Here is an 11,735-nt window from a genome sequence, read left to right on the forward strand (position 1 = left end):
CGGCGGATCCGGAGGACCCGCATTTACATACAACGGTGTAAGTCACCGCGAATATGGTTATTTTCTTGCCGTCCGACAATGGAACGACAAAAACTTTGAAAGGCTGCGAAAAAAACGGTTGCGGCTTTTAACGGCCAGCAACCGCCGCTATCTAATTTGCCGCGGCTCGCGCAAATAGCATGTTCCGTTGGAGACTGACAGAACCTCGAGCCAAGAAAAACGGGAGAGACCCCATGGACGAACTTGCCATAGCCGATCGTCGCAGCCTGCGCCGCAAGTTGAGCTTCTGGCGTTGGGCTGCTGCCGCTATCCTCGTGGGTGTGGGCCTCGTGCTGTATGCCTTCTCGGATTGGGGAGAGGTGACCGGGCGCGCGCGCCAACACGTTGCACGCGTTGCCGTCTCGGGCTTGATCCAGGACAATCGGGAACTGGTCGAGCGGCTGGAACGGATCGCCGACAACGAATCAGTCAAGGCGCTCATCGTGACGATCTCGTCGCCGGGCGGCACCACCTATGGCGGCGAGGTCATCTACAAGGCGATCCGCAAGGTCGCCGCGAAGAAGCCGGTCGTTTCGGACGTCCGCACGCTCGCCGCCTCGGCCGGCTACATGATCGCGCTTGCCGGTGATCACATCGTCGCCGGAGAGACGTCCATCACCGGCTCGATCGGCGTGATCTTCCAGTACCCGCAGGTCAGGGACCTGATGGACAAGCTCGGTGTGTCGCTCGAGTCGATAAAATCGCGACCGCTCAAGGCCGAACCCTCTCCTTTCCATCCACCGAGCGACGAGGCGAGGGCGATGATCCAGGCGATGATCGACGATAGCTACGGCTGGTTCGTCGATCTTGTCGCCGAACGGCGCAAGATCCCGCGGCCGGACGCGCTCGTTCTTGCCGATGGCCGCATCTTCACCGGGCGGCAGGCGCTGAAGGACAGGCTCGTCGACACGCTCGGCGGCGACGACGAGATCAGGGCTTTCCTCGCCAGCCGCAACGTTCCGAGGGCTCTACCAGTGGTGGATTGGGAAGCGGCGCGGGGAACATTGCCTTTCGGCCTCGGCGGCGCCGTCTCCGAATGGATCAAGGCTTTGGGATATGACGCTTTTCCGGCGATGAAGGGACTCGAAAAAATCGGTGGCGAGAAGTTGTTTCTTGACGGTCTTGTTTCGGTTTGGCAGGTTGATGGACAATAGGAGAAGGCGCCATATGTTGCCCTGAGCCGGAGGCTCGTTTTGGCTCAGAATGCGCGTTGTGACGCCTGTCGAAGCCACGAAACAGACAGAAAAAGCAAAAAATCAAGGGGGCGACAGTGATCAAGTCAGAACTGGTGCAGATTGTGGCCGCACGCAATCCGCATCTATACCACCGCGACGTCGAAAATATCGTCAATGCGGTTCTTGATGAGATCACGGATGCACTGGCGGCGGGAAACCGTGTCGAGTTACGCGGCTTCGGCGCCTTCTCGGTCAAGAACAGACCGTCGCGCTCGGGTCGCAATCCGCGCACGGGCGACTCCGTCTTCGTCGAAGAGAAATGGGTGCCCTTCTTCAAGACGGGCAAGGAACTGCGCGAGCGGCTCAATCCCGGTATGAACGGCAACGACGACGACTAGAACATCCCGCTTTCAGATGAAGGCGGATAAGATGCTCTGGAAACAAAGCACGAGAGCGTCCTTTGTGCGTTCACTTGAGCGCACGGCGCTCTGGATCGCGACAATTCGGATCGATGGAGCGGGTGTGGTCTTTCCGGCGCACGAGAAAGGCTCCATAACCCTTGAACCTGAGCATCGTGTCTTGCGAAAATCGTGCCGATTTTCGTGGATCGATGCGACAGCCGGAGCGGATGCATGCTCAAGAAACTGATCAATATCGTTGTACTCGTGCCCCTGGGGATCATCCTTATCGTATTGAGCGTTGCCAATCGTCAGGCGGTGACCCTGGCGTTCAATCCGTTCAATCCGGCCGACAGCCTACTTTCCGTTTCGGCTCCATTTTTCGTGTTCCTGTTTCTCGCCGTCATCGTCGGGCTGATTCTCGGGGCCGGGGTGACCTGGCTCAGCCAGGGAAAATATCGTCGCCGCGCCCGCAACGAGGCCAACGAGGCATCGAAGTGGCATCGCGAGGCGGAAAAGCAGCGCAGCCAGGCGGAAAAACTCGCATCGCAGACACCGCTGCCTGCGCCGCAGAACTGATCTACTGCACGTATCCTTAAATCGTAGCCGATTTAAGGATAAAAACATGCAGCGGTTCAAAGTGCTGCAGCGTCCTTTGCGCGACTGATAAGACGCGCGGCGCTGTAGCGCGCCTTGTGTTGCGCGTGATCGGCCGGCTCATTAGCTTGCCGCTTCCGCCGCCCCGCTGACTGCCAGGTTGAAATCCGCGAAGAATTGTTGCGCGAGCTTTCTCGATGTCGAATCGATCAGGCGCGAGCCGAGCTGGGCGATTTTGCCGCCGACCTCGGCTTTGACGTCATAGCGCAGCACCGTCTCACCACCCTCCTCGGCAAGCGTGACATCTGCGCCGCCCTTGGCAAAACCGGCGATGCCGCCCTTGCCTTCGCCCGATATCGTGTAGCTCTGGGGTGGATTGAGGTTGGAAAGGACGACATTGCCGTTGAAGGTCGCCGAAACGGGTCCGATCTTCACCTTGACCACGGCCGTCAACTCCGTCGGCGATTTCATTTCGAGCGACTGGCAGCCCGGAATGCATCGCCTCAAGATTTCCGGATCGTTCAAGCATTGCCAAACTGCGTCGCGCCGCGCCGCGATGCGTTCCTCGCCGGTCATTTCCATGCCTGTTCCTCCCGTCCTGATCCCGGCTTCGATCTTGGCAAATCGGAAACGGCTTTGCCAAGAGCATCGGCAGTGCTATTTGCACGGTCTGAGCGTATCGCCCGCCCGCCATTGGGTGCGAGGGGCAGCTTGGACGCGAGCTTGTTCGCGATCGGGCGGCTTCGGCTTATGAGCGGATGCGCCGAGTGATTTGATTGAAGTCCAAGGATCAGCGCGTGAAAGAAAAAGATCGGCGGTCGAAGAACGCCTCGGTCACGGCGGCGAAAGGCCGGGGCGCTGAGGCGCGAGGCGGCCATCACGAGCAAAGGCACCCACCCGTCAAGCAGGGCGGGTTCAAGGCCAGGAGCGGTGGACTGCCCGCAAAGGTCGCGGAAGAGAAGGGTGATCGGCAGCGATCGGCCCACGAGGCGGCGCCAACGCGTCCCGTCAGGCAAAGAACCGGTGACAAGCCGGCCGAGACTGTGCCGCTCATTCTCGAAACAGCGGCGACGGCAGGCTACCATCTGATCGACAGCGGCAACGGCGAGAAGCTCGAACAATACGGACCCTATCGCATCGTCCGCCCCGAAGCGCAGGCGCTCTGGCCGAAGGCGCTTCCCGCCTCGATCTGGGAGAAGGCCGATGCGATCTTCACGGGCGATACCGACGAAGACGGTATGGGGCGCTGGCGTTTCCCCCGGGAGGTGCTGGGCGAAACCTGGCCGATGCAGCTTCTCGATACGGATTTTCTCGGCCGCTTTACGTCGTTTCGCCACGTCGGCGTTTTCCCGGAGCAGCTTGCCCATTGGTCCTGGATGAAGGACCAGGTGGCGACGGCCGGGCGGCCGCTCAAGGTTCTCAATCTCTTCGGTTACACCGGTGTTGCTTCGCTGATTGCCGCCAAGGCGGGCGCCGAGGTGACGCATGTCGACGCCTCCAAGAAGGCGATCGGCTGGGCGCGCGAAAACCAGACGCTGGCGCGCGCCGAAAAACTGCCGATCCGCTGGATCTGCGACGATGCGATGAAGTTCATCCAGCGCGAAGAACGGCGCGGCAGCCGCTATGACGTCATCCTGACCGACCCGCCCAAGTTCGGCCGTGGCCCGAACGGCGAGGTTTGGCAGCTTTTCGACCATCTGGCGGCAATGCTAGACATCTGCCGCGAAATCCTGTCGCCGGAGGCGCGCGGGCTTGTCCTCACGGCCTATTCAATCCGCGCGAGCTTCTATTCGATTCACGAGCTCATGCGCGAAACGATGCGCGGACGCGGCGGTCGGGTCGAATCCGGAGAGCTGATCATCCGCGAGGGCGGTCTCGACGGCAAGGAGCCGGGGCGGGCGCTTTCCACTTCACTCTTCAGCCGCTGGGTACCCAAATGAACACTGACAGAAGCGATCACGGCACGCCGCGCGTCGGCCATGTGAAGGAGGTGACCAGCCTCACCAATCCGATCATCAAGGACATCCGCTCGCTTGCGCAGAAGAAGCATCGCGACGAGACGCGGTCCTTCATGGCGGAGGGTCTGAAGCTGGTGATCGATGCGCTCGATCTCGGCTGGAAGATCAAGATCCTCGTCTACGCCAAGGCGGCAAAGGGCAAGCCGCAGGTCGAGCAGGTGGCGGCCAAGACGGTCGCCAAGGGAGGTCTGGTGCTCGAGGTCAGCGAGAAGGTGCTCTCGACGATCACCCGGCGCGACAATCCGCAGATGGTGGTCGGCATCTTCGAACAGCGTTATCGCGCGCTGAAGGACGTTCGACCCGAGGAAGGCGAGACCTATGTGGCGCTCGACCGCGTCCGCGATCCCGGCAATCTCGGTACGATCATCCGGACGGCGGATGCGGCCGGCGCCTCCGGCATCATCCTTGTCGGCGAGACCACCGATCCTTTTTCGCTCGAGACCGTCAGGGCTACGATGGGCTCCGTCTTCGCCATGCCCGTCGCGCGTGCCACCGCGGAAGAGTTCGTCAAGTGGCAAAAGACGGCCGGCGTCAGGGTCGTGGCGACGCATCTGGCTGGCTCGGTCGACTATCGGACCATCGACTACAAGTCGAAGCCGGTGGTGCTGCTGATGGGCAACGAACAGGCTGGCCTGCCCGAGGAGCTTGCCCGCGAAGCGGGCGCGCTCGCCCGCATCCCGCAGGCTGGCCGGGCGGACTCGCTCAATCTCGCGATCGCCACCGGGATCATGTTGTTCGAAGCGCGTCGCCACCTGTTGTCGTTGGATGCCGGCGCATGAGCGAGCGGCAGGTTTTGTTTTCGAGGCCGCTGCCGATCACGGTCTTCATTCTGCTGGCGCTCGTCGCCGACCAGATCATCAAATATCTGGTAGAGACATTGCTGCCCTTTCAGCAGGCGGTCGCGGTCATTCCCATGCTTGCGCTCTACCGGACCTACAACTACGGCGTCGCCTTCTCCATGCTTTCGGGGATGGAAGACTGGTTCATCGTCGGCATGCGTCTGGCCGTCGTCGGCTTCGTGCTCTGGCTTTGGCGCCGCACGCCGAAAGACCGGTTCTTCGCCCATCTCGGCTATGCGATGATCATCGCGGGCGCGTTGGGTAACCTCGTCGACCGGCTGCTCTTCGGCTACGTCATCGACTATATCCTGTTTCACACGGCCAATTGGTCCTTTGCGGTTTTCAACCTCGCGGACAGCTTCATCACGGTCGGTGCAGGCGCGATCATCCTCGACGAGCTCATGCTGGCGAAAAGGCGCGATCGCTAAAACTTTAAAAACGGGCTGAAGGCATTCGGAAGGCTTGTCATGCTACGTCGATGGCATGAGCGAAGCGTCACGACTGCAGCGGCGGATCGAGTCCGGTTTCGGCACGGGAGTCCGTGCGGGCGGGGTTGCACCGTCGGCGGCTGACGCCGGAGGCTATTGGCCGGCGCGCGCCGCCTGCGCCGTCGCAGGTATTGCCGCCGCGGTGATCCTCTTTGCGGCGGGCGCGGCGAACGGCCTTCCCCTCTATTCGGCAATTGTCGCTATGGGCGGCCTTGCCGGGGCCTTGCTACTTCTGGCCGAGGGCATCGAGGCGTCCGGCGGACGAAGGGGAACGTTACGTGAAACCGCCTCTGATGAAGACTGGCAGCGGTTTGAAACCTCGGCCCTGCTTTCGACAATTCATGACGGACTTGGCGATCTTGCCGTCGTGCGCACCATGGACGGCCAGATCGTCTACGCCAACACTGTTCTTCACGAGGTCTGTGCCCGCGTCGACGTGCGCGGACTGACTTGCGCCGCCATAGGCCTGAGCTTCGAGCCGAAGCCCGAGCCAAACCACTATCTTGCACGTATCTCGACGCCCAGGGGAATCCGCCTTTACGACTGGCATGACGTGATCGCCCGCGAGCCCGCGACCGGCAGGCTGATGCGTCACAGCATTGCCCGCGACGTGACCGAGGAGACGCGCGCCGCGCGCGAACGGGAGGAAGCCCGCCGCCGTGCCGAGGAGGCGAGCCGAGCGAAGTCGCGCCTTCTTGCTACCGTCAGCCACGAGGTTCGCACGCCACTCTCCGGTATTCTGGGCATGAGTCACCTGCTGAGCCAGACCCGGCTGTCGGCCGAGCAGAAAAACTACCTCGCCGGCATGCAGCAATCCGGCCACGCATTGGTTCAACTGGTCGAGGATCTGATCGACTTTTCTTCGCTTTCAGCCGGGCGGTTCCAGCTACGCCCGTCGCAGCAGGACCTGCGCCTCGTCATCGAGAGCGTGGTGGAGATGCTCGCGCACCGCGCGCACGAGAAAGGCATAGAGATCGCCGCCACCGTTGCAGCCGACGTGCCGGCGGTGATGGTGTTCGATGCTGCACGTCTCAGGCAGGTGTTGTTCAACGTGATCGGCAATGCGGTGAAATTCACTGAGACCGGTGGCGTCCTCGTTGCCGCCGACATTGCCGACGGCCGCGTCAGAATCCGGATCGACGACACCGGCCCCGGCATGTCGGCCGATGAACTCGGGCGCGTCTTCGAGGAATTCGAGCAGGCAGGGGACGATAGTCAGCGCGCCAAGGGAACCGGCCTGGGGCTGGCGATATCGCGCCGGATCATGGAGGCCTTCGGCGGCAGCCTGACCGCTTCAAGCGCCTCCGGTCGAGGAAGCCGGTTCGAAGTCCGCTTTCCGTTGATCGGGGCGCCTTCCGCCTCCGCACGAGATGGCGTGCTATCTGGCGCGCACGTGCTGGTGCTGGCTCCCGATGGCCCGGTCTCGAACGCGCTCGCCGCAACGATTACGACGCTTTGCGGCGTGTGTCACCGCGCACCGACGCTTGCCGCCGCCGACGCCATCATCGCCGCCGTCTTGTCGAACGACTTGCCGCTGACCGATATCATCGTTGACCATCGCCATTCGGAGCAGTTCCGCCGTCTCCTTGCGCTACGACCGGAGATCGCCGGCCTCAAGCTGCGCCGGACCTACCTTATCAACCCGGAGGAGCGCACCGCTCACCCGGTGAATCAGATCGACGGCTATGAGGCATGGCTTGTCCGCCCCTTGCGTGAAAAGTCGCTGGTGGAGGTTCTGCTCGGGCGGCTGAAGGGCATCGAGAAACGGGACGCGATCAACGATAACCGGCCGATCCTCCGGGAGGCGTTGCCGCCGGGCGAACGGGGCGATCACGATATTCTCCTTGCCGAGGACGATCCGGTCAATGCACTCATCTTGCGGACGATTCTTCGTCGGGCGGGCTATATGGTGCGCCACGTTGGCGATTTCACCAGCCTGGATCGCGCATTGCACGATCCTGACGAAGCCGTGCGCGAGAGGCCACGCCTGATCCTCACCGACCTCAACATGCCAGGTGGCGATGGCCTGATGATGCTGAAGCGGCTGCGCGAACAGGAAACGGCCGGGCGGCGCCGCCGGCTGCCCGTTATCGTCCTGACGTCGGATACACACGGTGACCTGCACGAACTCCTGCTCGCGGCCGGAGCGGACTCGGTATTGCCGAAGCCGCCGGAACCGGTGCGCCTGACCGCCGAAATTGCACGCCTTCTCGAAGCCTGAAGAGCTACTGCATGCTTCCGTAAATCGTTGCCGATTCAAGGATAGAAACATGCGGCAATTCAAAGTGCTGTAAGTCTTTGAATCTACGCATCGTGCTTTCCGAAAATCGATTCCGATTTTCGGGCCGATGCGCTAGCGTCCGGTACGCCGGCCATCCCCGCGATGCTGGGGTTGTAAGCCGTCCCGGTGTCACTATCTTGTAGCACAAACGTGGTTTAAGCCCGGCAGGCACACAGGCGATTCGGGATAACACGGATGACGATCGAACTTCTGGATTCGACGAACGTGATTGACACTCCACAGGCTTGCATCCGCAAGACGATTGCGACCCCGGCAACCGATGTTCTCGGGCGGATCGCCAATCTCGAGACGCGGCTTGCCCGCTCCGCCGCCGAGGTCGATGCTGCACAGGCGGTACGCTACAAGGTCTTCGTCGAGGAGATGAAGGCGCAGGTGGGGCCGGATGCCGAGCGGCGCAAGCGCGACGTCGACAGCTGGGATTCGATTTGCGATCATCTGCTGGTTCTCGATACGTCGATCGAAGGCGATCCGGAAGACCAGATCGTCGGCACATATCGGCTGTTGCGGCAGGACGTCGCTGAACGGGCCGGCGGCTTCTACTCGGCTTCGGAGTTTGCAATCGCCGAACTGCTTGCGCGCCATCCGGGCAAGCGTTTCATGGAACTCGGCCGCTCCTGCGTGCTGCCGGACTATCGGACGAAGCGAACCGTCGAACTGCTCTGGCAGGGCAATTGGGCCTACGCGTTGAAACATGGCGTCGACGCGATGTTCGGATGCGGCTCGTTCCCGGGGGTCGTTCCGGAAGAGCACGCGTTGGCGCTCTCCTTCCTGCACCACAATGTTCTTGCCCAGGGTGAATGGGCGGTTTCCGCTCGGCCGGAGCTTCATCGGACCATGGACCTGATGCCCTCGGAAGCAATCAACCCGAAGAAGGCGCTTTCTGCTCTTCCGCCGCTGATCAAGGGCTACATGCGGCTCGGTGCGATGGTCGGCGACGGCGCTGTCGTCGATCATGCTTTCCGCACGACCGACGTGTTGATCGTGTTGCCCATCAGCAATATTTCCGGTCGCTACCTCAACTACTACGGCGCAGACGCCGGGCGGTTTTCTTCGACCATCTCCTGAGCGGCGGACTGCAGTATTAACCAGTTGTTAAGGATGTGTTTGACTTTCCTTGTTGAAAGGTCGAAGTGTATTTCTATGGTTGATCTGGATTTCATGACGAAGGAATGTAAAAAATAAAGGGAAAGATTTGCAGTGCGTCTGGGGGCGCGTATATTGCAGTCAATTTCCTCGCATTTTTATGACCTAAGCGATGGATCTGCCATAATGTATTGAGCCCACTTCCTTTTGCCGGAGAAGTGGGCTCTTGTTTTATTGGGATTCTGTGTGCCATTGCTGTACGTTCCGCCAAGCAATGTTTGCGGCCGAAACAGCAAGTGTCTCGAAATCGTGCATCGTTTGTCACTGCATGCCTCCTTAAATCGACCTCGATTTAAGGACAAAGACATGCAGCAATTCAAAGTGCTACAGCGACCTTTGCGCGTCTGATAAGACGCGCGGCGCTGTAGCCGTCAGGTCCCGGCATTGTAGGCGGCGATTGCAGCCATGTTGACAATGTCCGAATCCTTGGCCGACATCGACGCGATCTGCACCGACTTGTCGAGGCCGACGAGCAGCGGGCCGATAACCGTCGAACCGCCGAGTTCCTGGAGCATCTTGGTCGATATCGAGGCGGAGTGGAACGCCGGCATGACCAAGACGTTGGCGGTGCCGGAAAGCCGGCAGAACGGATATTGCTCCATGACCCGGGCATTGAGCGCCACGTCGGCCGCCATTTCGCCGTCGTATTCGAAATCGACGCGGCGCTTGTCGAGGATCTTCACCGCTTCACGCACCCTTTCGGAGCGTTCGCCCGAGGGGTGGCCGAAGGTCGAATAGGCGAGCATCGCGACGCGCGGCACATAGCCAAGGCGCTTGGCGAGCCCGGCGGCTTCCTCGGCGATGTCGGCCAGTTCCTCGGCCGTCGGCATGTCGTGGACCGCGGTGTCGGCGACGAGTACCGTGCGGCCGCGGCAGAGCGCGAGCGATACGCCGATGACCCGGTGACCGGGCTTGGCGTCGATGCAGCGGCGCACGTCTTCGAGCGCCGTCGAATAGTTGCGCGTCAGGCCCGTCACCATGCCGTCGGCGTCGCCGAGCGCCACCATGCAGGCAGCGAAGTGGTTGCGGTCGTTGTTGATCAGCCGCTGCACGTCGCGGAAAAGGTAGCCCTTGCGCTGGAGCCGGGCATAGAGGAAATCGGTATAGGCGCCGACGCGCTTGGAGAGGCGTGCGTTGACGATCTGGATGCCGGCACGGTTGAGGTCGATGCCTTCCCGCTCGGCGGTTTCGCGCATCTGCTCCTCGCGCCCGAGCAGGATTGCCGTGCCGAGCGCCTGGTTGGCATAGGCGATCGCGGAGCGCATCATCTGCACTTCCTCGCCTTCGGCAAAGACGATGCGCTTCGGCTGGCGGCGGACGCGTTCGAAGATGCGCTGCAGCGTCGAGGCGATCGGGTCGCGCCGCGCCGAAAGCTGCTGCCCATAGGCGTTGAGATCCTCGATCGGCTTGCGCGCGACGCCCGTTTCCATGGCTGCCTTCGCAACGGCAATCGGGATCGCCGAGATGAGGCGCGGATCGAAGGGAACAGGAATGATGTATTGCGGCCCGAAGCGTGGCCGGTTGCCTTGGTAGGCGGCGGCGACGTCGTCCGGCACGTCCTCCTTCGCAAGACTCGCAAGGGCTTCCGCCGCAGCGATCTTCATGGCGTCGTTGATCGTCGAGGCGCGCACGTCGAGGGCGCCGCGGAAGATATAGGGGAAGCCGAGAACGTTGTTGACCTGGTTCGCGTAGTCGGAACGGCCGGTCGCGACGATCGCGTCGTCGCGGATGCGGGCGACTTCCTCCGGCGTGATTTCGGGATCCGGATTGGCCATGGCGAAGATGATCGGTTTCGGCGCCATCGAAAGCACCATCTCCGTCGAAAGCGCACCCTTCGCGGACAGTCCGAAGAACACGTCGGCACCCTCCAGCGCCTCGGCCAGCGTCCGGCGGTCGGTGTCGACCGCGTGCGCCGATTTCCACTGGTTCATCCCGTCCGTGCGACCCTTGTAGATCACGCCCTTGGTATCGCAGAGAATGACGTTTTCCCCGTTGAAACCCATCGCCTTGATGAGCTCGATGCAGGCGATGGCCGCAGCGCCCGCGCCGTTGCAGACGAGCTTGGTCGTCTTGAAGTCACGCCCGGTAAGCGCCAGCGCGTTGATAAGGCCGGCGGCGGCAATGATCGCGGTGCCATGCTGGTCGTCATGGAATACCGGAATGTCCATGACCTCGCGCAGCCGCTGCTCGATGATGAAACAGTCCGGCGCCTTGATGTCCTCGAGGTTGATGCCCCCGAAAGACGGGCCGAGAAAGCGCACGCAGTTGACGAATTCGTCGACATTCTCCGTATCGACTTCGAGGTCGATCGAATCGACGTCGGCAAACCGCTTGAACAGGACAGACTTGCCTTCCATGACCGGCTTCGAGGCAAGCGCACCGAGATTGCCGAGGCCGAGGATCGCCGTACCGTTGGAAATCACCGCGACCATGTTGCCGCGCGTCGTGTAGTCATAGGCGGTTGCCGGGTCTTCGGCGATCGCCTTCACGGGCACGGCGACGCCGGGCGAGTAGGCGAGCGACAGGTCGCGCTGCGTCGCCATCGCCTTTGTCGGGGCGATCTCCAGTTTTCCGGGCCGACCTTGTGAGTGAAAATCGAGCGCTTCCTGGGCGGTGACGCTTGTCACCGTGCGGTCGGTCTTGTCGGTAGCCGGCATGTTTCCTCAACCTCCTGTGGGCGACCGCCGAGGTCAGCCTCTTTGTTATTGTCGTCTATAAATGCTTGCGGATAGTGTG

General features: G+C 61.7%; 10 protein-coding genes. 8 read left to right on the plus strand and 2 right to left on the minus strand.

The features are described from left to right. Window positions 1–233: 233 nt before the first annotated feature. From sppA to RB548_RS00115, 3 genes are all read left to right on the plus strand, one after another. Window positions 234–1,193: a signal peptide peptidase SppA gene (gene sppA / locus RB548_RS00105; protein WP_331373054.1), complete on the plus strand. Its 960-nt coding sequence runs from the start codon at window positions 234–236 to the stop codon at window positions 1,191–1,193. Between the two features lie 116 nt (window positions 1,194–1,309). Beyond that, the gene (locus RB548_RS00110) at window positions 1,310–1,612 is read left to right on the plus strand and encodes an integration host factor subunit beta (RefSeq protein ID WP_136506735.1); all 303 of its coding nucleotides are present in this window, start codon (window positions 1,310–1,312) and stop codon (window positions 1,610–1,612) included. A gap of 234 nt (window positions 1,613–1,846) precedes the next feature. Further along, on the plus strand, window positions 1,847–2,191 hold the full coding sequence (locus RB548_RS00115; protein WP_331373055.1) for a DUF1049 domain-containing protein: 345 nt from the start codon (window positions 1,847–1,849) through the stop codon (window positions 2,189–2,191). Window positions 2,192–2,332: 141 nt separating this feature from the next. Here the strand turns inward: RB548_RS00115 and RB548_RS00120 are convergent, their stop codons facing one another. Next, window positions 2,333–2,791, minus strand: coding sequence for an SRPBCC family protein (locus RB548_RS00120; RefSeq protein ID WP_331373056.1), 459 nt, complete (start codon window positions 2,789–2,791; stop codon window positions 2,333–2,335). Window positions 2,792–3,006: 215 nt separating this feature from the next. On the opposite strand from RB548_RS00120, the gene RB548_RS00125 reads away from it, so the two are divergent. From RB548_RS00125 to RB548_RS00145, 5 genes are all read left to right on the plus strand, one after another. Further along, on the plus strand, window positions 3,007–4,149 hold the full coding sequence (locus RB548_RS00125; protein ID WP_331373057.1) for a class I SAM-dependent rRNA methyltransferase: 1,143 nt from the start codon (window positions 3,007–3,009) through the stop codon (window positions 4,147–4,149). Then, window positions 4,146–5,006, plus strand: a complete 861-nt coding sequence (locus tag RB548_RS00130; protein WP_331373059.1) for a TrmH family RNA methyltransferase — start codon at window positions 4,146–4,148, stop codon at window positions 5,004–5,006. The genes RB548_RS00125 and RB548_RS00130 overlap by 4 nt, the downstream gene beginning before the upstream one ends. Next, on the plus strand, window positions 5,003–5,494 hold the full coding sequence (lspA, locus tag RB548_RS00135; protein WP_331373060.1) for a signal peptidase II: 492 nt from the start codon (window positions 5,003–5,005) through the stop codon (window positions 5,492–5,494). Before RB548_RS00130 ends, lspA begins: the two co-directional genes overlap by 4 nt. 55 nt (window positions 5,495–5,549) lie before the next feature. Continuing rightward, entirely contained in the window at window positions 5,550–7,775 is a 2,226-nt protein-coding gene (locus RB548_RS00140; protein ID WP_331373061.1) for a hybrid sensor histidine kinase/response regulator, read from the plus strand. Window positions 7,776–8,030: 255 nt separating this feature from the next. Then, window positions 8,031–8,921 (plus strand): GNAT family N-acetyltransferase, encoded by an 891-nt coding sequence (locus tag RB548_RS00145; protein ID WP_331373062.1) that lies wholly within the window; start codon window positions 8,031–8,033, stop codon window positions 8,919–8,921. A gap of 449 nt (window positions 8,922–9,370) precedes the next feature. Here RB548_RS00145 and RB548_RS00150 read toward each other — a convergent pair whose 3' ends face one another. Then, entirely contained in the window at window positions 9,371–11,656 is a 2,286-nt protein-coding gene (locus tag RB548_RS00150; protein WP_331373063.1) for an NADP-dependent malic enzyme, read from the minus strand. Between the last annotated feature and the right edge of the window lie 79 nt (window positions 11,657–11,735).

It is taken from the genome of Sinorhizobium chiapasense (assembly GCF_036488675.1).
Classification (GTDB): Bacteria; Pseudomonadota; Alphaproteobacteria; order Rhizobiales; family Rhizobiaceae; genus Sinorhizobium; species Sinorhizobium chiapasense.